This window comes from Bradyrhizobium sp. ORS 111 (genome assembly GCF_045571485.1).
Lineage (GTDB): Bacteria > Pseudomonadota > Alphaproteobacteria > Rhizobiales > Xanthobacteraceae > Bradyrhizobium.
Genome location: NZ_CP120701.1, coordinates 1,554,609 through 1,581,104, shown reverse-complemented (window position 1 = coordinate 1,581,104; position 26,496 = coordinate 1,554,609). Strand labels below are relative to the sequence as shown.

General features: G+C 60.9%; 22 protein-coding genes. 4 read left to right on the top strand and 18 right to left on the bottom strand.

Features of this window, described 5'->3' with window-relative positions; genetic code table 11:
* Both P6U30_RS07375 and P6U30_RS07370 read right to left on the bottom strand, forming a co-directional pair.
* Complete coding sequence (locus P6U30_RS07375) at nucleotides 1-1,641, bottom strand: hypothetical protein (protein WP_407168765.1); 1,641 nt, start codon at nucleotides 1,639-1,641, stop codon at nucleotides 1-3.
* A 43-nt stretch (nucleotides 1,642-1,684) separates the two neighbouring features.
* Nucleotides 1,685-2,809, bottom strand: a complete 1,125-nt coding sequence (locus tag P6U30_RS07370; protein WP_407168764.1) for a hypothetical protein — start codon at nucleotides 2,807-2,809, stop codon at nucleotides 1,685-1,687.
* Between the two features lie 440 nt (nucleotides 2,810-3,249).
* On the opposite strand from P6U30_RS07370, the gene P6U30_RS07365 reads away from it, so the two are divergent.
* Nucleotides 3,250-4,509 carry a WecB/TagA/CpsF family glycosyltransferase gene (locus P6U30_RS07365; protein WP_407168763.1) on the top strand — a complete coding sequence of 420 codons (1,260 nt, stop codon included), beginning with the start codon at nucleotides 3,250-3,252 and terminating at the stop codon, nucleotides 4,507-4,509.
* Nucleotides 4,510-4,531: 22 nt separating this feature from the next.
* Nucleotides 4,532-5,752, top strand: coding sequence for a glycosyltransferase family 2 protein (locus P6U30_RS07360; RefSeq protein ID WP_407168762.1), 1,221 nt, complete (start codon nucleotides 4,532-4,534; stop codon nucleotides 5,750-5,752).
* A 32-nt stretch (nucleotides 5,753-5,784) separates the two neighbouring features.
* Here the strand turns inward: P6U30_RS07360 and P6U30_RS07355 are convergent, their stop codons facing one another.
* Nucleotides 5,785-6,726: a glycosyltransferase family 2 protein gene (locus P6U30_RS07355; protein ID WP_407168761.1), complete on the bottom strand. Its 942-nt coding sequence runs from the start codon at nucleotides 6,724-6,726 to the stop codon at nucleotides 5,785-5,787.
* Between the two features lie 587 nt (nucleotides 6,727-7,313).
* Here P6U30_RS07355 and P6U30_RS07350 point away from each other — a divergent pair.
* Complete coding sequence (locus P6U30_RS07350; protein WP_407168760.1) at nucleotides 7,314-8,135, top strand: response regulator transcription factor; 822 nt, start codon at nucleotides 7,314-7,316, stop codon at nucleotides 8,133-8,135.
* Between the two features lie 59 nt (nucleotides 8,136-8,194).
* On the opposite strand, the gene P6U30_RS07345 is transcribed toward P6U30_RS07350, so the two are convergent.
* The 15 genes from P6U30_RS07345 to P6U30_RS07275 all read right to left on the bottom strand — a co-directional run bounded on the left by P6U30_RS07345 (nucleotide 8,195) and on the right by P6U30_RS07275 (nucleotide 24,042).
* On the bottom strand, nucleotides 8,195-9,358 hold the full coding sequence (locus P6U30_RS07345) for a c-type cytochrome (RefSeq protein WP_407168759.1): 1,164 nt from the start codon (nucleotides 9,356-9,358) through the stop codon (nucleotides 8,195-8,197).
* 55 nt (nucleotides 9,359-9,413) lie between these two features.
* Nucleotides 9,414-11,192 (bottom strand): GMC family oxidoreductase, encoded by a 1,779-nt coding sequence (locus P6U30_RS07340; RefSeq protein WP_407168758.1) that lies wholly within the window; start codon nucleotides 11,190-11,192, stop codon nucleotides 9,414-9,416.
* Nucleotides 11,193-11,202: 10 nt separating this feature from the next.
* Nucleotides 11,203-11,757, bottom strand: coding sequence for a gluconate 2-dehydrogenase subunit 3 family protein (locus P6U30_RS07335; RefSeq protein WP_407168757.1), 555 nt, complete (start codon nucleotides 11,755-11,757; stop codon nucleotides 11,203-11,205).
* 452 nt (nucleotides 11,758-12,209) lie between these two features.
* Nucleotides 12,210-12,500, bottom strand: a complete 291-nt coding sequence (locus P6U30_RS07330) for an oxidase (RefSeq protein ID WP_407168756.1) — start codon at nucleotides 12,498-12,500, stop codon at nucleotides 12,210-12,212.
* Entirely contained in the window at nucleotides 12,497-13,162 is a 666-nt protein-coding gene (locus P6U30_RS07325) for a cytochrome c oxidase subunit 3 (RefSeq protein ID WP_407168755.1), read from the bottom strand. The genes P6U30_RS07330 and P6U30_RS07325 overlap by 4 nt, the downstream gene beginning before the upstream one ends.
* Entirely contained in the window at nucleotides 13,159-14,838 is a 1,680-nt protein-coding gene (locus tag P6U30_RS07320) for a cbb3-type cytochrome c oxidase subunit I (protein WP_407168754.1), read from the bottom strand. Before P6U30_RS07320 ends, P6U30_RS07325 begins: the two co-directional genes overlap by 4 nt.
* Nucleotides 14,835-15,794 carry a cytochrome c oxidase subunit II gene (gene coxB / locus P6U30_RS07315; RefSeq protein WP_407168753.1) on the bottom strand — a complete coding sequence of 320 codons (960 nt, stop codon included), beginning with the start codon at nucleotides 15,792-15,794 and terminating at the stop codon, nucleotides 14,835-14,837. Before coxB ends, P6U30_RS07320 begins: the two co-directional genes overlap by 4 nt.
* Entirely contained in the window at nucleotides 15,791-16,591 is an 801-nt protein-coding gene (locus tag P6U30_RS07310) for an SCO family protein (RefSeq protein ID WP_407168752.1), read from the bottom strand. Before P6U30_RS07310 ends, coxB begins: the two co-directional genes overlap by 4 nt.
* Nucleotides 16,588-17,067 (bottom strand): hypothetical protein, encoded by a 480-nt coding sequence (locus P6U30_RS07305; RefSeq protein WP_407168751.1) that lies wholly within the window; start codon nucleotides 17,065-17,067, stop codon nucleotides 16,588-16,590. The genes P6U30_RS07310 and P6U30_RS07305 overlap by 4 nt, the downstream gene beginning before the upstream one ends.
* Nucleotides 17,057-18,061: a hypothetical protein gene (locus P6U30_RS07300; RefSeq protein WP_407168750.1), complete on the bottom strand. Its 1,005-nt coding sequence runs from the start codon at nucleotides 18,059-18,061 to the stop codon at nucleotides 17,057-17,059. The genes P6U30_RS07305 and P6U30_RS07300 overlap by 11 nt, the downstream gene beginning before the upstream one ends.
* 47 nt (nucleotides 18,062-18,108) lie before the next feature.
* Nucleotides 18,109-18,642, bottom strand: a complete 534-nt coding sequence (locus P6U30_RS07295; protein ID WP_407168749.1) for a c-type cytochrome — start codon at nucleotides 18,640-18,642, stop codon at nucleotides 18,109-18,111.
* Nucleotides 18,639-19,160, bottom strand: coding sequence for a DUF3341 domain-containing protein (locus P6U30_RS07290; RefSeq protein ID WP_407168748.1), 522 nt, complete (start codon nucleotides 19,158-19,160; stop codon nucleotides 18,639-18,641). Before P6U30_RS07290 ends, P6U30_RS07295 begins: the two co-directional genes overlap by 4 nt.
* Nucleotides 19,157-20,542 (bottom strand): NrfD/PsrC family molybdoenzyme membrane anchor subunit, encoded by a 1,386-nt coding sequence (nrfD, locus tag P6U30_RS07285; RefSeq protein WP_407168747.1) that lies wholly within the window; start codon nucleotides 20,540-20,542, stop codon nucleotides 19,157-19,159. Before nrfD ends, P6U30_RS07290 begins: the two co-directional genes overlap by 4 nt.
* Entirely contained in the window at nucleotides 20,539-23,331 is a 2,793-nt protein-coding gene (locus P6U30_RS07280; protein WP_407168746.1) for a 4Fe-4S dicluster domain-containing protein, read from the bottom strand. Before P6U30_RS07280 ends, nrfD begins: the two co-directional genes overlap by 4 nt.
* Before the next feature lie 57 nt (nucleotides 23,332-23,388).
* Nucleotides 23,389-24,042: a cytochrome c3 family protein gene (locus tag P6U30_RS07275; protein ID WP_407168745.1), complete on the bottom strand. Its 654-nt coding sequence runs from the start codon at nucleotides 24,040-24,042 to the stop codon at nucleotides 23,389-23,391.
* A gap of 543 nt (nucleotides 24,043-24,585) precedes the next feature.
* Between P6U30_RS07275 and P6U30_RS07270 the strand changes: the two genes are divergently transcribed.
* Nucleotides 24,586-26,388, top strand: coding sequence for a thiamine pyrophosphate-requiring protein (locus P6U30_RS07270; protein WP_407170389.1), 1,803 nt, complete (start codon nucleotides 24,586-24,588; stop codon nucleotides 26,386-26,388).
* Nucleotides 26,389-26,496 lie beyond the last annotated feature (108 nt).

Genomic DNA, 26,496 nt, shown 5'->3' with positions numbered 1-26,496 from the left:
CTACAAATCTCCTGGCTCGGTCAGCTCTAGAGATTGAGGCCTGCCGGAGCGCCTTTGCGTCCAGCGCAAAGTCTCGGATCGCAGCACACTCCGCGGGACTTTGTTGAGAACCGTCCCCAAGATCCTGTCTCGCGCGGATCCCAACGAACTCAGCGCCTGGCTCAACTCGGTCTCGGACGTACGGCCCCATTCTACGACGATCAGCAGGTTATCAATGATTTGGCCGGCGGATCGCACGTCGGCCGCGGTCGCGAGTGCAGGCAAATCCAAGATCACCCATTCATAAGCACACTCGCGCCCTGCATTGACCACGTAAGCAAGATTACCCCAGAGCATGTCGAGATTGCTCAGAACTTCTCCACTCGGGAGAAAGTCGAGATTGGGACTAATCTGCGGTTGGATGGCGTCGCAGGGCGCGACCTCCCCTCGCAGCACCTCATGCAAACCGGCCACCTGCGGTGCAACCTGCTTGCGAACAGGACGCGTATCGCTCTGCCCGGCATCGACAAGAAGCACGCGCGAGCCGTCGCCGGCCAGGAACCGGGCCCAACTGCCCGCCACGGCTGTCTTCCCCTCCCCAGGGCAATAAGACGTCACTCCGACAAAGTGAGGGACCTGGTTCGATATTTCGAGCACCGCCGACCGCGCGCGCCGCAGGACCGAGCGCCTCAGTGTTGACGCCAAATCGGAGCGGTTCACCTGCGGGTCTTTCGTGCGCGGCAGGGCCCCAAAGCACTCGACTGAAGTCAATGCAACGAGTTGTTCGGCGCTGCGCAAGCGCCGATCGAACAGCGCCAGGCCGATTCCAACGCTATAAGCCAGCATTCCACCGACGACCGGCGCCAGCAGCATGATGACAGCCGTTGGCGGCCCATCGCTCGACGCGGGTGGAACGGCTTCACTGATGACCCGGGCTGTCGGACCGAGCACCTTGATTCGCTCTCGCAACGCGGCACTGGTGCTGACCACGGCGCTCGTGTCATTTTGCTCTTGAACGAATGACGTTGCCAACTCGTTCGTCAGGCTTGCCGCTTCGTCGGCGCTGCGCGCACGTGCCCGCACCGAAATGATGAGGCTCGCACCGACGCGACTGACGGTCATGCCGGATCTCAGTCGCGCCAGTATTTTCTGCCTCCTCCTTTCGTCCGGGAGCTGCTCTTCGGAAGCAGATAATCGTCCACGCAAGAGGTCGTGGATACGTTGCCATCCTATCCGGCTGATGGCCTGCTTGAGGCTCGATCTCGGCAGGATATCTTCGGTCTCTTCCAACCCGACCTTGTCGATCACCCGGTCGAGGACCCTGCTCGACCTGAGCATTTCGATTGCACTCTGGACCAGCGAATTCTCGACCAGCACTTGAGTAACGACAGCGTCCGGTCCGGACATTTGCAGCGTCGTGTTCGAAATGAGTAGTTCGGAGGTCGCGCTGAACGTGGGAACCCTGATCGCGCCATAAACAAGGCCTGCCAGCCCTCCAAGGCTGAAGCCAACGAGCAGAAACCGTAGCAGCGTTCGACGGTGCTGACGAATCTTTGCGAGGGCAATCCTGAAGCCGAGTCCATCACGCCAGACGTCCTGTGAGAGCGACCGGTCCTCTGCGCGGTCGATATAAGCCCGCTTGCTGGCTGACGAGTCGAGCATCAATTCGGCTCCCGGTTATTGTGTCCGTCGGCTAAGGCAAGCATCACTGCTGTGGTCTCGACTGGACCGCTTCCAGGAGATGCCAAGGGAAGCCGCGAAGGCGGTTGTTACCATCAGGATAACAAGCCGCTTCTGCGTAGCCCTTGGGGCACCGCAAGATGCCGCCAGGTCCAAAATAGGGGTGACTTGCTCCCTTGGAGAGCGGGTTCTCGGCGTAGAAAACTACGGCGCCCGCGGTGTCGCGGACGATCATCCCGTATCGTTGCACGGCCTGCGCCAACATGGCGGCGTAGGGATCCATATCGATTCCGTCGAGATTGACATTGCTTGGAATCCGGAACGTCGCGCCTTCGGGAATTGCCTCGGGATCGTCGTCCTCACCATCGGTGCGTTGCGCGGGATAAGCCCATCTGGACCGCTGCGCCTGTGGCAGGGCTATGTGTACGGCGTGGTCGATCTCACCATGGCGCTGCTCCGCGATGGTGATCAGCCCCGCGAGCAGAGCAAGGCCCGTCGCCGTCGCACCAAATTTGTATCCTTCGTCGGTTGTCGGAAAATATCCTGGGCTCGTCGCAAGCTTATCGATCTTGCCGCCCCACGAGGCCCGCCATTCGTCGACAGTTTGACCTACGGAGTTGACGGTCTTGCGCCCACTCTTCTCCATGCCCCAAAATTCCCAATAGTGCGCTGTCGAGGGCTGATAAACGATGGCCTCCTTGTCGCTGCCGCTGGAGGGCTGAAATCCGTCGGGTAGCGGAACGCGCTCCCATTGCTGTTGCAACGGTTCGAATCTCCAATTCGCACTCCCGGTTCGCTCCGCTCGCACACGGACCGTCGGCTGGTCGTCTGAGACCACGTAGAGGGGCGGAGAATATTGGTCGATATTGACCGACGCGATTCCATAATGAGTTCTGATCTGGTTCTGCAGCGCCGCCACCCACTTTTCGGAATGTGGATCGCGCGGTGTATCCGGCGGCAATTTGGTATGAACGTAGCTTGTCGCGGAGAACTCTCGATCGGGAGCCATGATCAGTGAGGGACGATCCTTGGCGTCGATGGATTGTCGCGATGTACGACCACTATTGGCCACGGTCCCGGCGCAGATCCCGAGACCAAGGAAAAGCACCGTACCTGCGGTACAGCAAAGGCTGGTGGACGGACCGCGCATACTGGCCTTCCCGCTCAATTCCGTGGAGCCTCTCCATGCATCCGCAGTGGAGATAACGTCTTCGGTTCGGCTCCAGGCTTCCCGCCCATCCGGAAACATGACGACATGCGCAGCAGGGCTGCAACGGCCCCAAAGTAACTAGTCCCTCTGGATGCAGGACTCTTCACGCAGCGCCCGCAGCAACGCCGGTTCGGCTATCTGCATCGATGGTCAGATCTCGTCGCAGAATTAGTTCGATCGGCTCTTGGCCATACATCGGATCGGACTAGTCGGCATGACGCTCCATGTCATCCGCGAGAGCAGAGTTGTCGCGCGGGCCCATGACTACACTCCACCGCACCTACTCCATGAAACGAGGGAGCGCTGCGCGCGATCGATGGCCCTGCTCAAACCCACGCACGTGCGGCTCTCCGTTTGCTTGCAGTCAGTGGACAAGCTCAATGCGTGCCCTGCAAACACAAACGGCTGTTCAAAGACACGATATCCAGCCGCCGTTCCTTCCCGACTTCTCCCGACAAGTCGTCTGTATCGAGGGATTGCTCTGCGACACAGTAACCTTCGAGGAGGCGAAACAACGGATTGTCTCATCCATCCAGGAAATGCGCCGCTGCAATCTGGTCACCCCAAACGCGAATTTCCTGCGCCTGATCCGCTCTGATCCAGATTTCAGAGATGCCGCGTTGGCAAACGATCTCTCTGTCATCGACGGAATGCCGCTTCTTTGGCTCGCCCGGCTTCTCGGAATCCCTGTTCAACAGCGCGTCAGCGGATCTGACCTGTTTGATGCTCTCTGGGCCAATACCGGCGAGCACCTGAGCACCTTCTTCTTCGGAGCGACTGACGACATCGGCCACCGCGTGCGCAAGCGCCTGCGCGAAGCCAAATCAGCCATCCAGTGCGCAGGCACCCTTTCTCCGGGTTTCGGCTCCGTTGAATCGATGAGCGATCCAGCAATTCTCCACGCCATTAACGAGGCGTGCCCTGATCTGCTGATCGTCTCTGTCGGAGCGCGCAAGGGCTTGTTATGGCTCAGCCGGAATGAGCACCGCCTTTCAGCCCCGGTGATCTGCAATCTCGGAGCAACCATCAATTTCGTCGCGGGAAATATCAAGCGCGCGCCGGTATTCTTTCGTCGCTCCGGATTTGAATGGCTATGGCGCATCAAGGAGGAACCGGCGCTCTGGACGCGGTACGCTCTCGATCTCACAACTTTGATTTCTGTCTTTCTTCGTCAGGTCCTCCCCTGGGTCGTCTATCGTAGCATCCACCGCCCCTCGGCTATGCAACTGGCTGCGGCACGCATCCGACACTATCAGCGTGGCGACGACGAGATCCTGGAATTCTTCGGCGCGTGGACGCGGCAGAATATCTTGCCGCTGCGCGACGCTCTCGCCGTAGCGAGCCTTGCGAGAGGCAACCTGGTCATCAATCTCAACGGCGTGAGTTACGTCGACGCGACATTCCTGGGCCAGATTCTGCTTGCATATGGCTATCGCCGCCGAATGCACCGGGGATTCTTGCTTCGCGCGTCAGAACGGCGAATAAGGACAATGCTGCGCCTGCACGGTTGCGACTATCTGCTTTTCGCTGGTCAATCCAGGTCCGATGCCGTCCCTGCCTCGCAGCCTTGCGATGCCGCGGAGAACGTTGGCTCCCGCAACTTGAGGGAGGGAACGATTCCTTCCAGCGGCACGCCCTAGATCAATTTGGCCGAGGCTCATCATGATCCCTTCTATCCTGAACATGCTGCTCGGGCTCGCCTCGATAGTATTGATCCTGATTATGTTGGGCTTCGCTTTGCAGGCGGCGGCTATGATGCTTCTGCGCGACCGTCCGTTCTCGCTCCTGCCGCGCCGCCTTTCAGTCGCGGCATTGGTCCCGGCGCACAACGAAGAACAGAACATCGAGGCGACACTCCTTTGCATCAAGCAGGACCTCAGGGCCGGCGATCGGCTGCTGGTTGTGGCGGACAATTGCAGTGACCGAACGGCCTCTCTCGCCGCGCAAGCCGGGGCGGAAGTGCTGGTCCGGAGCAATTCGGAACTGCGCGGCAAGGGCTTTGCCCTAGCGGCCGGCCTGCGCCACCTGGCTTCGACGCCCCCCGAAATCGTCCTGTTCATCGATGCCGACTGCCAGATCAATCGTCACGGGATCGATCTGCTAGCGCGCGCCTGCGCAACGGCCGGCGCGCCGATCCAGTGTCGTAACCTCATGGTCGCACATCCCGAAACAAACGGGCCGTCTCGCTTGGCCGAATTTGCCTGGCGCATCAAGAACGATCTTCGTCCAAACGGCTACGCGCGCCTTGGCTTGCCCTGCCAGCTCCACGGGACCGGCATGGCCGTGCCGTGGGCGCTCATCAATCCAGACCTGTTCGCAACCGGGCATCTGGCCGAGGACATCTTCTTTGGACTTGAGCTCGCCATCCAAGGACATCCGGCACGTTTCTTCAGCGATGCATGCGTGACGAGCTATTTCCCAGACACGCAAAGCGGCCACGTCCAGCAAAAGCGACGCTGGGTCCATGGGCATCTCGGGCTGATCAGGAGCCACCTCCCTCGCCTCCTTCTCCATGCCTTGAAAAATCGAGACTTGCAGTTGCTTGCGTTGGCGGCTGATCTCGCGGTTCCACCACTCGGCATGCTCGCCATCGCGAATTTGGTGCTCCTCGCCCTCAGTTTGCTCTATCTGGCTGTGGTCGGCTTAGGTTCCCCGCTCGCATATTCCGCGCTTGCGGTCGCGGTTTTTGCGTGCTCGCTGGTGAGCGCTTGGTATGTTTCCGGCCGCGATTTGATCGGACTTGGAGAAATAGCGCAGGTGCCGCGGCACATGGCTATGGTGCTGCGCACCGTACTGACATTGGCCCACAGAGACCGGACGCAATGGATCAGAGCTGATCGACCCCGGACACGCGCTCCAATCGGCCGGCACGTACGTCACTAGCGCTTGGGCACAACAACTTGCTTGTCGGCTGGTCAGATGCGACCGGCAGTCGTTTGCCTCAACCCAAACAGCGTTTGTCCGACAATCGTTGTCCTTGCCAATCGCTTGAGAAAGCGCCTCAAGTCATACGATGGAATGCAGTCGTTAAGGAGAATGGCCCGCGCCGCTTCGTATTGCCCTGCATCCAATAGCTGGCGCGCCTGTTCCAACATGAGGAAATTGGCATATCGCCGGCTGCTCTCATGCAAACGCGCAGGAACGATACGATCGCGCATCAACTGCGGCAAGCGCTCTGCGAAAAGCGGCCGCGATATCCTGGTGCGGTTCCCGCAGAGCGACGGCGAGGTCGCGTCATTGTACGTCGCAGATGGTACGGCGCTATAGAAAAAGGAGCCCCGGCACGCAAGTCTGCACCACATATCGATATCTTCGCCCGTCGAGATGCCCTCGGCAAACGGCCCCGCCGCCAACAATTCGTCCCTGCGGATCATGATCGAGCTCGAGCTGGCTGGATACGAGCCATTGGAGAGCGCGAACGAAAAATAGTCGTCGATCCTCTGCGCCGAAACGTTCGGATCAATCAGCAGGCGGCCCGCTCTACTCTCCAGTTGCAGGTTGCTGAAGACTGCGATCGCGTCGCTGCCTTCGGCCGCGTGCCAAAGACTTGCGAGATGGTCGTGAGACCACAAATCATCTGCGTCAAGGAGAGCGACCCATTCGCCTCGTGCCGCTCGAATGCCGCGATTCCGCGCGGCCGAAACTCCCGCATTGTGTTGCTCAATCAACTGCAGATGCGGCAAGCCAGCCGCCTTGACCAAGGTCGCGCTGGCGTCGGTCGATCCGTCGTCAACAACTATGAGCTCAAAATCGACGTCTGTCTGACGAACCACTGACCGCAGCGTTCTCAGGATGCAGTCTGCCTTGTTATACAAGGGTATCACGACCGTGATGAGCGGCTTCCGGCTGACGATCACGTGTTTCCACGGCTATCTGGCCGCAACGATGGCTGCGGCTTCGGATCATGATTATTCTGGTGCCCGTACCCAGAGACAATCGTGAACTCGAACTAACCCGCGCGGAGAATGTGATTTGATCTCCAGTATTCTGGATCGGGACAACTGAAAATCGTCATCGGTAGAATATTGGAAGCGGGCCGGGGCAGCTCCCGGCAACCCTCCAAGGGTTTTCGGGGACCCAGAGATTGCTCCGCGCAATTATCTCATCTTGAAGCTGCTATTAGGGCGGGCCGGTGGAACCCATTAGGTCGCTCGACGCATAGTTCCACTCTACGCTAACTCGGCGAAGCACGTTTGGTTTCCTAAGGTGATACCGCGTGACTACTTCGTCTGAGCCGGCAATCGGCTGCGGTGCCTCCTTCTCGACAAATATTTCTAATGTGCTTCAAACTTGAAAAAAGCGTGTTCGAGGTCGGGGTTTATCTTATGTTATTGGAGCGCGGTTAAATCCCGGATTTCCTCGCTCCCAAAAAATATCAAAAACAATTGCCCGTTCCTGAAATACCCGATCGGACTCGTTGTTGGTTGCGTGAGGATATTAGGACATGTCGAGCGCCGCGATAGTACCAACGTTCATCCTCCAAATTGATGGATTCTTTCGCGAAGGTCTCAGGCTTATCCTGTCGAGAACGCGCTTCTCTCCACAAGGGTGGGGATTTGAGCTCGACGAGCTCAATACGATCCCCAGCGACCAGCCGAGCCTGTTCATCGTCGGGGTTGGACGGAAGCACGATCAGATTTTCAAACGCATTCGCGATCTGTATCCGCTTTCCTTCATTGTAGCGGTTGGTGACGAGCGCAGCCCCGATTATTTGGCAAGCGCGCTCGATGCGGGCGTCAATGCAGCTCTTTTTAATTCGGTCGCGCCGAACGCTCTTGTCAACTGCCTGCACGCTATTACGGACGAACATCTCATCGTTATCGATGGCCGCCTCTGGCCACTGACGATCGTCCAGCCGAGGATCGACGAACGGCTATCGCCGCCAACTCAAAATGCCACTCCTTGGGAGACGGAGGGCACACTGCATGCCTCCAAACTGCTCTCCGCGCGAGAAATCGCAATTCTGGAACGAATTGTCCGCGGCGATTCCAACAAACATGTTGCGCGGTTCTTCAAGATTGCCGAGCCGACCGTAAAGGCGCACGTCAAGGCGATTTTTCGGAAGATAGGCACAAGCAATCGTACCCAGGCAGCGATCTGGGCGCTCAACAACAGACTTCTCGATAGCGCGCACGAGTCGCGGCACGAAATTTCCGCGCTGCTTAGCGAGCACGCTGCTGGCGACGAAGATAGCACCCTAGGATTCAATCGGCTCGATCCGGCGATTGACGATTCCTTCGTTGCTGGTCGTGCCAAGGTGGGTTAGCGATAGCCCGACTCTGCACAATAGTGGGCGCACCGCTTACGTCTGGGTCGCGCGAAAGCTCAGTTCGTTCTGGCCTGGAGCGCCTCGCGCTCCTTCTTCGCCTGGTCTTCGCTGACCGGCGGAGCCTTTCCCCAGTGATTGCGGATGTAGGTGGCGACCGCAGCAACCTGCGCGTCGTTGAGTTGCCAGCCGAACGCCGGCATCGCAGGGCCGGTCGGCTCCCGGTCCGTCGCCACGGTCTGCGCGCCCTGCAGGATCACGCGCAACACCGTCGTCGGGTCGCCGGTGTTGACGGTGGCAGCCTGCGAGAGGTCAGGGATCAGATTGGGGACACCCTTCCCATCCGATTTGTGGCAAGCGGAACAAAGATCTTGATAGACCGCCGCGCCGGCGGCCAGAACCTTCTGATCGGCGGAACTCTCTGCTGAAGGCTTCGGGCCATTGATATCCTTGAGATAGGTCGCCATCGCCTTGATATCCGGGTCGCTCAGCTTCGAGGTGGAAAGATCGACAACTTCACCCATCAAGCCTGCGGCCGCCGCAAAGCGATTGTGACCGGTCTTCAGATATTGCGCGAGATCGTCGACCGACCATGGTGCCAACGGCCCATCCCCGCTGGTGATATCAGGCGCCACCCAACCCTGCAGCGTGTAGCCCTGCAGCGATGCCGACGTCTTGTCGCCGCCGAGAATCGTCTTGGGTGTATGGCAGGCGCCGCAATGACCCGGTCCTTGCACCAGATAGGCTCCCCGATTCCACTCCTCCGATTTCGAGGGTTGGGCATGGAACTCACCCGGGGTGAAATACAGCCTGTTCCAGGCGATCATCGCCGCCCGGATGTTCAACGGGAACGGCAGCCTGTCGCTGACAACAGCGTTGTGGACCGGCGCAACCGTCGAAAGGTAGGCGCGAATGTCCTTGACGTCCTGTCGCGACATGCGGGCAAAGTACGGATACGGCATCGCCGGATAAAGGTGCTTGCCGTCCCGTCGGATCCCTTCCCGTAGCGCCACGTCGAATTCCTGATCGCTCCAAGCACCGATGCCGGTCTCCCGATCGGGCGTGATATTAGGTGAGACCAGCACACCGAACGGAGTTTCGATCGGTCGGCCGCCGGCAAGAGGCCGGCCGCCCGGAATTGTGTGGCAGCTTCCGCAGTCAGCCGCGTTGGCGAGATAGCGGCCGCGCTCGACTGCGGCGAAGTCCTGCGAGCTTGCGCTCATGGCCCCTCCGCCGGTCATGACGAGCAGAGTGGCCACCAAGGCAAGCTGCGGCCCTTTATCCATTGATCAGTTGACCCGGATTTCTGAGATACTTTTCTCGGATCGCGTCCGCCGCCCAGTAGGCCAGCGCGGCCACCGTGCCCGTCGGATTGTAGCCGGCGTTCTGCGGAAAGGCGCTCGCGCCGAGCACGAACAGGTTCGGCACGTCCCATGTCTGCAAGTAACGGTTCACCGCGCTGGTCGACGGGTCGGTGCCCATGATCGCACCGCCGCACAGATGCGTCGTCTGATACTTGGTGACGTCGTAGGGCGGCTTGCGAGGTTGTTTCTGCACTTGTCGTGCCCCCATCGCCTGAAAGATCTCTGCGAACTTGTCGGTCAAGAACTTGTTCTGCTTGATCTCATTGTCATGGAAATCCATGGTGATGCGTGCGAGCGGCCGGCCGAGACGGTCCTTGTAGGTCGGATCGAGATCGACATAGACATCGCGATAGCTGTACATGCTGCCGTGCACGCCCGTTCCAGGCTTGAGTGCGCTGAGGTAATTTTCCTTCACCGCCTTCTTCCACTGCGCGCCCCAGAGCGGTGTTCCTGGCGGCACCGGCGTTGTCTCGATCGGACGGCCATTGGTTTGCACCTGCCCCATATAGCCGCCACCGACAAAGCCGTGCGGTCCGTGATCGAAATTGTCGCCGTTGAACTCGTCGATGCACATCCCGATCGCGCCCGACGCGATGAAGGGATTGAAGACGAACTTGGCCGGATCGAAGAAGCTGACGACATCGGAAACCGTCTGGTGGGAAAAGTTGCGGCCAATGACGCCGGTATTCGCAGCCGGATCGTAAGGCTTGCCGATGCCCGAAAGCAAAAGCAGTTGCACGTTGAAGATCGTGAAGGCCGACAGCACCACGAGATCCGCGGGCTGCTCCCAGTCGTTGCCGTCGGTATCGACGAAAGTGACGCCGGTCGCGCGCTTGCCCGTGCCGTCGAGGTTGATCCGCACCACCTCGCTGTTGTCTCGTGCCGAGAAATTCGGCTTGCGGATCAGCGCCGGCAGGATCGTCGTCTGCGGCGAGGCCTTCGAATAGTTGCCGCAGCCGAACCATTCGCAGAAGCCGCAGTAGCTGCAAGGTCCAAGCCGCACGCCGAACGGATTCTGGTATGCGCGCGACATGTTGCCGGATGGCTGCGGAAACGGCTTGTAGCCGAGATTCCTCGCTGCCTTGGCGAACAGCGTGTGGCTGAAAGGCTGATCCTGAGGTGGATTAGGATAGGGTCTTGAGCGCGGCCCTTCGAACGGATTGCCGCCGTCGATGATCTTGCCCTTGATGTTACCTGCCTGCCCCGATGTCCCACACAGATACTCGAAGCGGTCATACCGCGGCTCGAGGTCGTCATAGGTGACGCCCCAATCCTGAATCGTCATATCGCCAGGCAGAAAGCTCGCGCCGTAGCGTTCGGTCAGGTGCGTACGCAGCTTGAAGTCGGATGGCAGAAACCGCCACGTCTCCGCATTCCAATGCACTCCGCCACCGCCAACGCCATTGGGTGGCATGAAGGCGCCCCAGCTCCGGATTGGGAGTGCGGTCTGGCTCATCTTGTTGCGGAATGTGAAGGTGGTCTGTTCGGGACGAAGGAACAGCTCATGCCGGATGCGGAAGCGAAGTTCGTCCGCGGCGTAGCCAGGCGGAAAGTCGGTTGCGGTGTTGCGCCACGGGCCCCGTTCGATCGCGACCACGTCGAGCCCCGCATCGGCGAGCTCGTAAGCCATGATCGACCCGGTCCATCCCAGACCGATGATCACGACGTCCTTTCGCGGCAGCTTGCGAACCATCCTTTGAAACTCACGATTTTGCAGGGGTCCAGTCGGCTCGGCCGGCGATGCTCACGGGCGGATAGGGATAGCGCTCGTTGTGCCGCTTCACCCAGTCGCGATAGTCGTAGCGGATGCCGGGAAAGCCGATCATCTTCCATCCCACCATGTCACGGTTTCCGCCATGGATCGGATCGGAGAAGAATCCTTCCGGCACATCCTTCAACAGGGCATCGAAGAATCCCTGTGCATCGACACCGTCGAACTTCGCCTCGCCAGTCTCGACTTTCTTTAGCATCGCATCCTGCTCCTCGGCACTCAACTCGGCGAACGCCTTGTTGCCGTGACTCGATCGGCAGAACGCATCAAGTCCGGCAAGCCCCTTGCGATAGAGTTGGGCGTGCGAGAGCTCCGATTGCGGTCCCTGCTCCTTCGAGCCCTTGGCGTAAGGGCCGAGGGTGTACAAACCTTCGTTCGAACCGTATGCACCCTTGAGCTGTCGATCGATGAACACGGCGCAACCGGCATCCTTTCCGCCTGGCGTCTCGGGGTCGGGTGGAATGATGCGGTCAACGATCGCTTCCATCGCGCGTGCCTCATCCGCCGTGAAAAACTTCCAGGGGCCTGGCCGCTCGATCTCAGGCGCCGAGGCAGGAAATGGCGACCAGGGCATCCGATCCCGGATGATGGTCGCCCGGCTCAGGGATGTTGTGCTCACCAGCCAAGCCGCAAGTGAAATCAGAAAAGATCGACGTCGCATGAAAAGTCCTGTCGCCCCACCTGCGGCAACGTGAGGGGCTGTCGCTGGTTCCTAAAGTGCATCCAGGATCTGATCCGAGGTGAATGATGCGGATGTGCAGCAGCCCCGCGAGCCACCTGGGTATCCGCGCCCGATAATTGCCACGAGCGCGGCCGGACAGAACGGCCGCGCACCGGATCTGCGCGCTCCGCGACTCGTGCTGACGATGGCGCCGAGGGGCAACGTCCACGTCGCGTGCTCCGAGCTCGGCCCCTCAGCCGACAGTTTTCTCCCGACTTCTAACTTCGGGACAGATAATCGCTAAACGTCAGCGCGAACATAAAGATCATCCAGAACACACCGGCGATCGCGACGACGCGCACCAGCATCGTCCCGCTCTTCAAATCCATCAGGAAGATCGCGAGGATAATGGTCATCACCACCGCAATGATGAGATTGACCGCAAGGTTGCCGACGCCGAGCGGCAAGTAGGCCGACCCGAGACTGATGGCCGCAAGACCGAGCAGCGCGGCCCACGCCAGCACGGGCCCACGCCAAAGAATGCCATGGTCATCTGATGTTTCGTTCATGATCGACCAGCCAGATAGATCAAGGGAAAAAGGAATATCCAGACCGTATCCACGAAGTGCCAATAGATCGCAACACCCTCCATGGTTGAGCCCTGCACCGGAATGGTCTCGCGCCAAAACAGCGTCATGACCACCACGACGACACCGATGCCCGCCGTCAGATGGATGGCGTGGATACCCGTCATGATCCAGTAAAGACCCCAAAAGATCGCGGTGGCCGGAGGCTCCAGAGGGAAGCCAGGTCCAGGAACCAGATGCTCGTCGATATCAGCACGATATTCGAGACCCTTCGTGACCAGAAACGCGACCCCGAGCACGGCCGTTGCACCGAGACAGACGAGCGTCAGCCGCCGCAGTCGGACAGTCGCTGCGCGCAGCGCGATCGTCATGGTGAGGCTCGAGGTCAGCAAGAGTGCCGTGTTGACGGAGCCATATATGATCTCGGTGTGCGCCGCTGCAATCCGAAATGCCTCGGGGTTGAAGCTCCGATAGACCGCGTAACTGCAGAACAACGCTGCAAAGAACAAGACCTCGCTGGCGAGGAAGAACCACATGCCGAGGCCGACCGCTTCGCGCTGCAAGCGGAGGTCGGGCCAAGGCTCCTGCAAGGCCGGCTCCTGCAAGGCCGACTCATGCAAGGCACCGGACAGCCCGGTCGTCATCGCGCGCCTTCCTGGCCGGCGATCGGCGCCTGTTCGCCTTCCTCGCGCGTACGGCCCGCGTCGTGATACTGATAAGGCGCAGAAGTGACCCGCGGCGGTCGCAGAAAATTCTGTTTCGGGGGCGGCGACGGCGTCTGCCATTCGAGGCCCGTCGCACCCCAGGGATTGTCCCCGGCGCGGTCGCCTTTGAACAGTGACCACCCGAGGTATGCGAGCGGCAGAAGATAGGCGACGGCGAGCATCGCCGCGCCGCCGCTCGACAGCACGTGCCAGACCTGAAACACATCCGGATAGAAATGGTAGCGCCGGGGCATGCCGAGCCAACCCATGATGAATTGCGGGATGAAGGTCAGATTGAACCCGAGAAACATGGTGATGGCGGCAAGCTGAGCCGCAAACTCGTGGTAGCGCCGCCCAGTCACCTTGGGCCACCAATAGTGAATGCCGGCCATAAAGGCAGAAACTGTCCCGCCGACCATGATGGTGTGAAAATGCGCGACCACGAAATAGGAGTCCGTGGTCGCGATATCGATCGGAACGGAGGCAAGGAACAGTCCGGTGAGGCCGCCGATGGTGAACAGTCCCAGAAAGCCCAGCGCGTAGAGCATGGGCGCCTCGAAGCCGATTTGTCCCCGGTAGAGCGTCGCGGTCCAATTGAAGACCTTGATCGCCGACGGCACCGCCACAATGAAGGACAGAAACGAGAAGATCAGGTTTGCGAGCGGCGATTGGCCGGCAACGAACATATGATGTCCCCAGACCATGAAGCCGACCACGCCGATCACGAGCAAGGCGTACACCATAAAGGCGTAGCCAAATACGCGCTTCCGGGCGAAGCAGGCGAACACCTCGGATACGACGCCCATGGCTGGCAATATCATGATGTAGACCGCAGGATGGCTGTAGAACCAGAACAAGTGCTGAAACAGCACCGGATCTCCACCGACGCTGGCGTCGAAGATCGGGAGACCGAACAGCCGTTCCGCACAGATCAGGAGCAACGACATGGCAAGGACCGGCGTGGCGAGCACCATCACCATGCTGACGACGTACATCGACCAGGCGAACAGCGGCAGGCGAAACCATGTCATGCCCGGTGCGCGCAACAGGTGAATGGTGGCCATGAAGTTCACACCCGTCGCGATCGAGGAGAAGCCGACGACGAATACGCCGATCGCAGCCGGAATCACGCTCGAGTGCGAATAATTGGACGAGAACGGCGGATAGAAAGTCCAGCCGGTGTCGACACCTCCGCTCAGCAGCACATAGACCGTGAAGCTGGCGCCGATCAGATAGAGATACCAGGACAGCAGGTTGAGACGGGGAAAGGCGACGTCCGGGGCGCCGATCATCATCGGCAGGACGAAGTTGCCCATCGTCGCGGGAATTGACGGCACCAGGAAGAACCACACCATGATGATGCCGTGAATGCTGAACGCGCGATTGTACTCATCGGAGGTCATGAACCAGCCGGTCGGGCTGATCAGCTCGAGCCGCACCAGGCCGATCGCGATCCCGCCGATGAAGAAGAAGAAGGTGATGGACACCGCATAGAGAATGGCAATTCGCTTGTGATCGGTGGTCAACAGCCACGACAGCACCGTGTGACCTTCGTCAAGATAGCTGGTGGCCGCATGCTCTTCCGCTGGCGCATATGGCAATGTCATCTCGCTCATGGCGGAGCTCCTTGCCCTGTATCGGTCGATTGGCCGGAAAGTGACTTGATGTACGCGACCAGCGAGATCACCTGCCCAGGGGTGACCGAGCCGCTGAAGTTCGGCATCAAAGGCGGAAAGCCGGCCACCCTGTTTTTGTCGGGCAGAAGAATACAGTCGCGCAAATAGGCTTCATCGGCGGTGACCGTCCGGCCGTCGGCAAGCTGGACCGTGCTGCCATAGAGACCCTTCAGGTCCGGCGCGTGGACGGTCGAGCCCGGGGTGTGGCATCCAGAGCATCCCAACGAGAGGAACAATGCCTTGCCCTGATGGGCGAGGTCGTCCCCCTCCGGCAGCGCGGCGTTCCAGCGCGAATATTCCTCCGGAGTTACGACCACGAGCCGCCCGGCCATCACCGAATGATTGGTGCCGCAAAACTCCGCGCACGTCAGATGAAAAACGCCGGTCTTGGTCGCATTGAACGAAAGATAAGTGTAACGGTCCGGCAGGACGTCTTGCTTGAGCCGGAGCGCTGGAAGGTAGAGATCATGGATTGCGTCCTGCGACGTCATGATCAGCCGCACATTGGTATGGACGGGCACGTGCAGTTCGTCGATTTCACGCGCGCCGCTCGGATGCTGGATGCGCCACATCCATTGCTTGGCGACGACATGAATCTCCAGGGCCGGTTCGGGCGTGGCAAGCGCCGATAGCTGGCGGGACGCCGCCCACCAGAACAAGAACAGGAACGTAAAAAACGTTGCCGCGGTCCATCCGATCTCGATCTCCCGGTCGAGGCGTTCCGGTGTCTCGCCGCGCGGCGCGCGCGAGCCCCTATGGTAACGAATCATAAAATAGACGATCAGCCCGGCAACAAGCGCAACGACAGCCCCCGAGACCACGGACAGGAGCATGAACAGCGCATCGACATGAGCGGCGTAATCCGAAGCGGCGGTGGTGAACTCGGCGAGATTCACGGCGGCCAGCTCCGACGTTCACGCATCGCCATCAGGGAAATGCCGCTCAGCAGAGCAACCAGCGTGATACCTGCTGCGAACGCGAGCAAGGTCGTGACGCGTTCCGTGTAAATTCCTTTCACCGGATCATAGCCGTAACACAGCAGATGGATGCGATCGGCGAAAGTGCCGACCGAGCCTCGCCCGGCATCCACGATGGCCAGCCGCAGGTCAGCACCGTCAAGCCCAAGCGGCGACAGGACGCGGCGCACCGTTCCATTTCCATCAATGACATAGACCGCCGCTGGATGAGCATATTGGTCATGCTCCGCATCGTAATAGTAATGCAGCCCGGCCGCTTCCGTGACGGCGCTGACGGCCGCCTCGCCGCCGGTCAGAAACACCGCGGCTGCGTTGATCGGGCTTCCATTGTCGATGTGGCGCGCGCGCATCGCCTGCGCGGCCTCCGGCTTGTCCTTCGGATCGATGCCGATCGCGACCAGGCGATAGTCGGCACCTGGTTTGAGACCGGTCTTCGCCAGGCCGGCAGTGGTGAATTCCAGGATGGGGCCGCACAACGTTCGACAGGTGTAATCCGCGAAGACGAGCACCGTTGGGACGCCGCCGATAGCGGTGCGCAGGGTCACCGCGCGACCGGCTTCATCGATCAAGCTTGCGTCGAGCGGCAGTGCCGCATTCGGTGCGGGCGCCGCCTCGACCTTCTTGACCTCGGCAGCAACGAGCCCAGCCCTGGCCGGCCCCGATGCCGCGAGCGGCGCACAGATCAAGAGCAGGACAAGGGTGACAGCTATTCTCATTTGCCCGGCTCCGGCTGTCGACGTGCGCCGTTGGGCGCAGCCGAAGGTGACTGTCCTTGCTGGATTGTTGTTCGTTCGGCCGCGGCGGCTGGTTCAGACAGCGTTGCCTGCGGCGAGGACAACAGCGGCTCATAGGCGCTGTTGCCCTTCTTCACGAGCAATTCCATGGCCCGTTCGATCGGCACTTGAACCATAGAGTGCTGCTGATCCACCCATTTCCAGGTTTCAAGCGTCTTGGTCTGAGCATCGGTGATGCGCCGGAGCTCCTCGCTCTCGGCCGTATCCACGCGCGGCTGGGGGAAAGCTTGAGGACCCGGCAGAACCCTGGGGGGTGCAGCGGCGTGGTAGATGCCGTAGAGGCCGCCGATCGACACGACAAGCAAGAGCAGCGCGCCCAGCGCTGACCAGATTACGAAAGCCATGCCAACATTCGGCGACTCGGGCACGTAGCGGATGTGATGGCGCTCATTGGGCATCGCGCGCCCCCCAAGCGAACGGCTGCGGTTGTCCCCGCGCAAGGAATGGGATCACGCCGATAATGATGAGGCCGATGCCGACGATGGCCAGCAATGCGCTCGCGAGTGCAGCCACGCCTTTCGGCGGTGCAATGAGATGCGCGTCATTCGCCGCGATTCCAACCAGCGTCAGAAGGCCGACTGCCCGCAGCGGGCGCCGACGGTTCCGTACCCGCGACTGAATCAAGGCAAGTGTCGGGATCAGGGATCCAAGCGCGAAAGCAGCGACCGCCAGCGCAGTCCAGGGCAAGCGAGCTCGCGCCACGAACCAGGCTCCTTCGCGCGGGAGGTCGCCATACCAGATGACGAGGACCGCCATGAAGTCGATGTAGGTGATGCCAAGAATCGTCGCCAAGAGCAGCGCGCCGACGTCGCCGACGGCGGGCTCGTCGTCGGTCGCCGGCATCCACACCGCAGCCCAGGCCAGCGCGGCGACCAGCGAGGAAACAGCAACGCTCGTCCCGAACGACGACGAGGTAAACGGCGCCTCGACCGAGAGATACCAATCAATCGACACACTGCTGATAATGGCGGCATGGAACACCAGTCCAAACGCCGCCAGGAGCTGACCTCGCCCGCCGGTCGCTCGCGGAAGAAGAAGCGCCAACGCCGACCAGCCGGCGAATGCCACAAGTGAGCGCACGACAAAGGCTGGACGATTGAGATAGAGCGACAGCACATCCGGTTTCACCGTCGGCGGCTGCTGCGCCCATGGATACAACGCCGGAATCGCCACAAAGATCGGCACGGCGAAAAGGACAAGCAGCGGTACGGCGGCTGCGGCGGGTTCGGTCGCGGGCGCGATGATCTCACCCCAGTCGCCGGATGTCAGCCGATGAACCATTATGAGAGAAAGACTCCCCACCAGGATCTGCGCCCAGAACACAAATCCGACGAGCCACCCCGCGGACGCTGCCGCCGGATCAACAATCGCGCCTCCGATGACGCCGAGCAACGCCGCGATGCCGCCGATCAGTGCTGCGATGCTGCGTCTGCGCGGGGTCATCTGACGTGCTCCGCCACATCGGGTACATCGGCGACCTTGGTTCGCCGCGATAATTGCAGGGCACGGATATAGGCGGCGATTGCCCACCGATCATGAGGCGGCACGCGATCGGCGTAGGAAAACATTACGCCATAGCCGTTGCCGATGACGTCATAGAAGTGCTGAGCCGGAGCGGCCAGAAGACGATCGATGTGGTAGGATGGCGGTGCCGGAAATCCGTGCGCGACGATGACACCGTCCCCGTCGCCTGCAAGACCGTGACAGGGTGCACAGAAGACGCCAAAACGCTCCCGCCCCCGCGTCAGCAGCGCCTCCGTCACCGGCGGTGGATCCTTGGCAGCCGCCGCGCGCTCGATGTCGCCCTGCGCGACCACACCAGCCGGAAGTGGTCGTGCCGTCGTACCATCCGGCCATAGCGCGGTCGGTGCATAGGTCGTGAGCTTGCGCTGGACCGTCATGCTCAGATCGCAGCCGGCAAGCAGACCGGCGCATGCCGCGATCCCCAGGAGCGTTGTGGTGTTACGTCTCATCGCGCAATTTCCCGCACCGCGATGGCACCGAAGTCCGCGAGCTTTGCGGCTGCTGCCGATCGATTGCCGTCCGCCAGACATTCGACCGCCAGCAGGAAGCGGTCCTGACTCGCTCCTTGAAAGCCATCCGAGGCGAACAGCGGATTGCTGAGATGGGGCAGCCTCGCCTCGAACAGAAACGTCACGAAGCCGCAGATCGCCGCCACGAGGATGCCGGTCGCAAACGGGACCAGCATGAAAGTCGGCCATGAGTGCAGTGGGCGCCCGCCACTGTCGTAGGGGTAATTGATGACTGCCGAATAGTATTCGAGGCCATAAGCCAGGGCCGCCGTCAAAATGCCGCCGACGAACATCACCGGACGTATCCGGCTCTCGGTGTGACTGTGTGCAACCGGCTGCTCCTCGAGCGGATAAGGCGTGTACGCCTCGACCACACGCCAGGGTGCGTCGTGGGCAAAGCGAGCCGCCTCGATGAAGCGCCGCTGATCGGCAAACTCGGCCACAAGCAACTGCGTCATGGCCGCTCCCCTTCCGCAACGAGCTTTCTCACCTCATGCATCGAGACGACCGGAATGATGCGCACAAACAGGAGAAACATCAGGGCGAACAGGCCGAGCGAACCGAATGTCACCATCCAGTCCCAGACGGTCGGAAGAAACATTCGCCATGCGCTCGGCAGATAGTCGTGCGACAGCGTGTTCCAGATGATCAGAATGCGCTCCAGCCACATCCCGATGTTGATGATGACCGCGATGACGAAGACAGCGGCCACGCTGCGGCGGATTTCCGCCCACCAGAATGCCTGTGGTATCGCCACATTGCAGAGCAGAAGTCCCCAGAACATCGGCGCGTAATGCCCGGTGAATTCGAACACAACGAGGCTGCGATCCGCGCGCTCGCCTCCGTACCATGCATTGAACCATTCGGTGGCGTAGGACAGACCCATGATGATCGACGCCGCCAGCATGATCTTGGCCATCACATCGAAATGCTCCGTTGTGATCAGTCCCTCCATGCGGAAGCCCCACCGCACCAGCGCCGCCAGACAGGCGACCATGGCAAAGCCGGAGTACATCGCACCGACCACGAAATACGGCGGGAAGATCGTCTCCTGCCAGCCCGGCATCAGGCTGGCGGCAAAGTCCATCCCGACCACGCTGTGCAGCGACACGACGAGGGGAACGCCGAGGCAGGCGAGCGCGAGATGAAGTTTTTCGTAGACTTGCCACTGCCGCGACGAGCCGCACCAGCCAAGCGCGAGGACACCGTAGAAGACCGCCTGCCCCCGCTTCTGCGCCCGGTCCCGCATCGTCGCGAAATCCGGAATCAGGCCCACATACCAGAACAGGATCGAGAACAGGATGTAGCTCAGGATCGCCCAGAAATCCCAGATCAGCGCGCTGCGCCACTGCGGCCAGACATGCATGGTGTTGGGATAAGGAGTGAGCCAGTAGAAATAGAGCGGCCGCCCGAGGTGGATAATGGGAAAAATTCCGGCGATGGTCGCCGCAAACAGCGTCATCGCTTCGGCGAAGCGATTGGTCGATGCCCGCCATCTTTGACGCATCAGCAGCAACATCGAGGAGATCAGGGTCCCCGCATTGCCGATGCCGATCCACCAGACGTAGTCGGCGATGGCGAAGCCCCACACAACTGTCGAGTTCACACCCCAGATGCCGATGCCGCGAGAGAAGATAAGAAAAACCGTGACCAGAAATGCGATCGTTGCCGCGAGGCTTGCGCAAAAGCCGATCCACCATGCACGCCAGCTCCAGGACGAAGGCTCCAGCAAGGGCGCCGCAACGATTGCGTTGACGGCTTCCAGGCTGCGCGCCTCCGGCAGTGTCCATCGCTCTGGCTCGGCCGATTTCTCCACCGGGATGGTCAGCGCCATGGTCATGAGCGGGCCTTCCCATAGTCCGGGTTTCGGTTTTGCAGACGGGCCAGATAAGTCGTTCGCGGACGTGTCCCGAGCTCACCTAGAAGCGAATAGCTCCTTGGGTCGGCACGCAAGGCGTTGATGCGTGAATTCGCATCGGACAGGTTTCCGAAATGGATCGCCTTGGTGGGGCACGCCGCCTGGCAGGCGGTGACCACCTCACCATCCCGAAGCCTGCGACCTTCGCGTTCGGCCGAACGCCGGGCGACGCTGATCCGCTGGACGCAATAGGTGCATTTCTCCATCACGCCCCGGCTGCGGACCGTAACGTTCGGATTGAAGACAGCCTTGACGATATCCTCGCCGAGGTTGCCGTACTCCTGGCCATCGGCGTAACCGGCGAAATTGAAACGGCGGACCTTGTATGGACAGTTCGATTGACAGAAGCGCGTGCCGACGCAGCGGTTGTAGACCTGAACGTTCAACCCCTCGCTATCGTGAATCGAGGCCGCCACCGGACAGACGGGCTCGCAAGGTGCGTGCTCGCAATGCATGCAGGGGGTCGGACTGAAGCCCGGACGCCCGTCGACCACGTAATGGTCAATTCGCATCCAATGCATGTCGCGGCCCATGGCGATTTCGTCGGGACCAACAACCGGAATATTGTTCTCCGCCTGGCAAGCCACGACGCAGGCGTTGCAACCGATGCAGGCCGAAGCGTCGATCGCCATGGCCCATTCGTAAGTGTCGGCCTCCACCGGCGGGTAGAGCGTCGGCGGGTTGCTGCCCGGCCGCTCGAAATGGAAATTGCCGCTGGCTAGGTCCGCGAGCGTCAGGCGCGGCTGCAACGCTTCCGCCTCGCCTTCCAGATCGAAGAAGTGCTGCGTCTGCAATATTTCGCTTCGTTGCGCGGTTTTGACAACCGTGACGTTGTCGATCAGCCACGGCGACTCGGCGTCGCGCCAGGGGTAGACGTCGAAGCCAACACCGGACCCGATTGTCCCGGCATGCTTTCGACCGTAACCAAGCGTCGTCGACAGCACACCCGACGCCTGTCCGTGTCTGATCAAGACCGGCACTTCGAGCGTCGTTTCGCCGCGCTTGAGCTGGACCGCTTCGCCGTCGCCAAGCCCGAGCTCTCGCGCATCGGACTCCGCGACATGCAACGCGTTTCCCCAGACCTGGCTGGTGAACGGCTTTGGACATTCCTGCAGCCATGCGTTGTTGGCCATTGCTCCGTCGAACACCGAAGGATCGGGGGCCAGCGCCAGTGAAAAGCGCCCTGCGGCGGTGGCCGGCGCGACCTTGGGAAGGCTGACCGACGGCAGCGAAATCTTCGCGAAAGCCGAGTTGGCGACGACTCCGTCATGCAACGTTTGCCGCCACAAATCCGCGCGGTCTTTGTCGGAAGCAGCCGATGTCCATTGGTTGCGAACCAGATCGAGAGTGGACGGACCGGCCTCCGTCTGCAGTGTTGCCAACACCTGATGCGGATCGCGGCTGTCGTAAAGCGGAATGAGCAGCGGCTGGATAATGCTCGCAGTTCCGTCGTAGGCCCTGATGTCGGACCAGCTTTCCAGCAGGTGCGTAAGCGGAAGATGCCACGTGCACAGTTGTGCGGTTTCGTCGCGGTAGCCGCCAAAATGCGCTTTGAAAGGTACTGCCTTGATCGCTTCATCTAGTCCGAGCGAGCCGGGAGCGTCATAGACAGGATTGGCATCAACGATGATCAACGTCTCGACATGCCCCCCACGCACGTCGGAAACGAAACTACGCAGCGACTCGGTGTGCCCCTCCGTAACGGGGTCGACAGGCGCGATGAAGTCCACCGGCGCTTCGAGCTGCGCGTTGATCCAGTGGCAAAGCGCATGGACCTCGGACGGTTGCCGCGGTCCGGCCATCACCAGGCCCGCACCGCGCCGCGCCTGAAGATCTGCTGCCGCGGCTGCGGCAAATTCCTTGATCTCATCCGGTAGGTCAGGCGGCTCAAATCCCGCGCCCATCGCGCGGGCAACTTCGATCGCCACGTTGCGGATCAACTCGGGCCGAAGGGCGATGCGGTGATCGGCCAGTGCTCCGGTCAGGCTCCAGTCCGGCTCGGCGGAATAGAGCCGCAACGAGTCCGCCGGCGCCTGCGGGCGCCGCGCGTCGACGATCCCGCGCGCATAGCTGATTTGTTCGGGACCCGGGCCGATGGGATCACTATCCAGCGTGAGCATGACGCGGACATCGGAAAAACGCGGAAGCGGCGTCGCGAGACGGCCGAACGCCATCTTCGCCCCGTTGCGGATCGCATCGTCGTCAATCGCTTCGTAGCGGTACCACTTCATCTGCGGCATCGATCGCTTCAAGGCGTCCAACTGGGCAAGCCAGCTCGGCGACGTGATGCGCCGTGTCAGGACCACCAGTCCTTTCCCTTGTTCGGCATGATGACGGTCAAGCCGCGGGCGCAACGCAGCTTCGAACGCACTCCACGACTGCGTGCGGTTCTCGCTATAGGGCGCTTTTGAGCGGTCCGGATCGTAGAGCGACAACACCGTTGCCTCGCCGTAGACATCGGTCGAGCCGAGGCTGGCTGGATGCCGCGGGTTGCCTTCGACCTTGATGGGCCGCCCCTCGACCGAGGTGACAATCACTCCGCGACCATAACCGGCTAACGGCAACGCGCTTGCGAAACGCAGCGGTACCCCGGGCGTTGCACGTTCGGGAATCTCGACATAGGGCACGATCTCCTCCGGCGGGCGGCCGCAGGAAGCCAGCGTGGCCGCAACGCCAGTCATGAACAATTTCAATGCGGCACGGCGATCCATTGCGGAGTCCAACGCGTGCGGGTCATGCCTGATATCGCGAGTGGCTTCCATAACGACTCACCGATGGCAGATCGAGCAGTCCGTGAGATGCTTGTTGTCGAGATATTGATGCGCCAGGATGAGCCCCTGCTCAGCCTGGTCATCTGGAAATTTCCAGTATGGATCGAACACTTTCGATACCGGACGCATCTTCGCCGCGGGATTGCGGTGGCAATCGAGGCACCAACCCATGGTGAGCGGAGCAGCCTGCCGCATCAGCGGCATGTTGGCGACGTCGCCGTGGCAGGTCGTGCAGCCGATGCCCTTGGCGACGTGGATCGAGTGATCGAAATAGACGTAAGCCGGCAACCGATTCACCTTATTCCAGTGGATCGGGCGACCCTCTGCGAGGCTTTTCCGAACCGGTGCAAGCATCGCGGCCTGCGTGTAGAGCTGGGAGTGACATGTCATGCAGGTGTGGGTTGGCGGGATGCCGGCAACAGGCGACGACTCGACGCTGGTGTGGCAATAGCGGCAATCGAGGCCGAGACCACCGACATGATGCGCGTGGCTGAAGGGTACCGGCTGGTCGAGCGTGATCTCTTCGCCGGTCATATGCTCTGATGCAGATACCCAATAAGCGAGACCGATTGCTAGAAGCGGCACGACCACAATGGACACCAGGACGCTGCGCGCCACCGTATCCGCGAATGGTCGGAATAAGTGCGGCATGCGCGTTCTCACCGCCGCCAAGCCACCCCGATGCCTGGCGCCGAACCCCTGGGCCCAACGCGATCGGAAATCCATGGTTCCTAAGCCGGCTTCGAGGTCGCCTGCGCGGGCGCTCCAAGCAGATCCACCGAGGATCCGGCCTTAAGCGGTTAGACTTGCTCGGATTTCCTTCGGCCGTATCGTCCCATGAGATCGATCACAACGGCTCGACTGATTGAAGCGGTCCAGTCGGGCGTGCGCGTCCCTCCAGTCGGCGCCGGTGCCGGCAGTACAACTGTACTTACCCTCCTCATGGAAGGCGATGGGCCGAACGTCATCATCGGACGATGCCTCAGCTCGACCCTGCGACGCGAAAATTAATCCTGCGCCGTCGCTGGATCGCTCGCTCGGATTTGATGCACGGTTGAGTTGCCGCTGGACGGAGAAGGACGACAGTTCACGCGGGCTGCACTTAATCGTTTTGACAGGAACATCGCAAACTCCGTGCCGTTGCTGAATGAACAAGGCCAACACGGCCATCACCGATTTCAGAAGAGCAAGCTCATGGCACAGACCGTCGGCGACTTCATTGTCAATCGTTTACATGATTGGGGCGTGCGGAAGATCTTCGGTTATCCCGGCGACGGCATTAACGGCGTGTTCGGTGCGCTCAACCGGGCCAACGGCAAGATAGAGTTCATCCAGGCACGGCATGAGGAGATGGCCGCGTTCATGGCTTCCGCCTATGCCAAGTTTAGCGGAGAGCTCGGCGTTTGTATTGCGACCTCCGGACCTGGAGCGTCTCACCTTGTTACCGGCTTGTACGATGCGCGGCTCGATCATATGCCGGTGCTGGCAATCGCCGGGCAACAGGCGCGAACGGCAATCGGAGGTCATTACCAGCAGGAGGTCGATCTCCCATCTATGTTCAAGGATGTCGCCGGCGCTTTTGTGCAGCAGGCTTCGGCTCCGGCCCAGGTTCGACATCTGATTGACCGCTCGATCCGCACGGCACTCGGCGAAAGGCGGGTCACGGCGATCGTTCTTCCGAATGATTTGCAGGAGGCGGCGTACGAGGAGCCGCCACGGGCTCACGGCACGATCCATTCGGGCATCGGCTTCACCAAGCCGAAGGTTGTTCCGTACGAGGCCGACCTTCGCAAGGCGGCAGACATTCTCAACCAAGGCAAGAAGGTTGCTATCCTGGTCGGCGCAGGCGCGCTTGGCGCGACCGATGAGGTCATTGCCGTCGCCGACAAGCTCGGCGCCGGCGCCGCGAAAGCATTGCTCGGGAAGGCCGCTCTTCCCGACGACCTCCCTTGGGTCACAGGCTCAATCGGCCTGCTCGGAACCGAGCCAAGCTACGATCTGATGACCGAGTGCGACACGTTGCTGATGATCGGGTCCGGCTTTCCATATTCCGAGTTCCTCCCCAAGGAAGGACAGGCCCGCGGCGTGCAGATCGACATCGCGCCGGACATGCTGTCGTTGCGCTATCCGATGGAGGTCAACCTCGTCGGCGATGCCGCCGAAACCTTGACGGCGCTGTTGCCGCTTCTTCGCGACAAGGGTGACGGGGCATGGCGCAAACGGATTGCGTCCAACCTCAAGGACTGGTGGAAGACGCTTGAAGGTCGCGCCATGCAACCGGCCAAACCGGTCAATCCGCAGCGCATCACCTGGGAGCTATCGCCGCGCCTGCCGGATCGCGTGATCCTGACAAGCGATTCCGGATCATGCGCCAACTGGTACGCCCGCGATCTCAAAGTCAGACGCGGGATGATGGCATCCCTTTCGGGCGGTCTGGCGTCCATGGGAGCCGCCGTTCCATATGCAATCGCGGCCAAGTTCGCCCATCCAGACCGACCCGTCATCGCGCTGGTCGGGGATGGTGCCATGCAGATGAACAACATGGCCGAACTCATCACGATCGCGCAGTACTGGAAGAAGTGGAGCGACCATCGCTGCATCGTCTGCGTGCTGAACAATGAGGACCTCAATCAGGTGACGTGGGAGCAGCGCGTCATGGAAGGCGATCCCAAATTCAATGCCTCACAACAGATCCCCAATGTGCCGTATCATCGTTTTGCCGAGCTGATCGGCCTGAAGGGGCTCTTCGTCGATCATCCTGACCAGCTTGGCTCTGCCTGGGACGAAGCTTTGGCCGCTGACCGGCCGGTGGTTCTCGAGGTCAAGACGGATCCCGAGGTGCCGCCGCTGCCGCCACACATCACGCTGAAGCAAGCCAAAAAATTCAGCGAAAGCCTGATCAAGGGAGACCCTCGCGAAGCGCGCGTCATCAAGGGAACCGCGCGCCAGGTTCTGGAATCCATCCTGCCGGGCGGTGGAGACCGTGGCAATGACTGAACGGAACGGCGGAGCGACCATCGGCAAGATCGACGGCGCGGCCTATCGTATCCCGACAGACCGGCCCGAGGCGGATGGTACGCTCGCATGGACCTCGACGACTCTTAT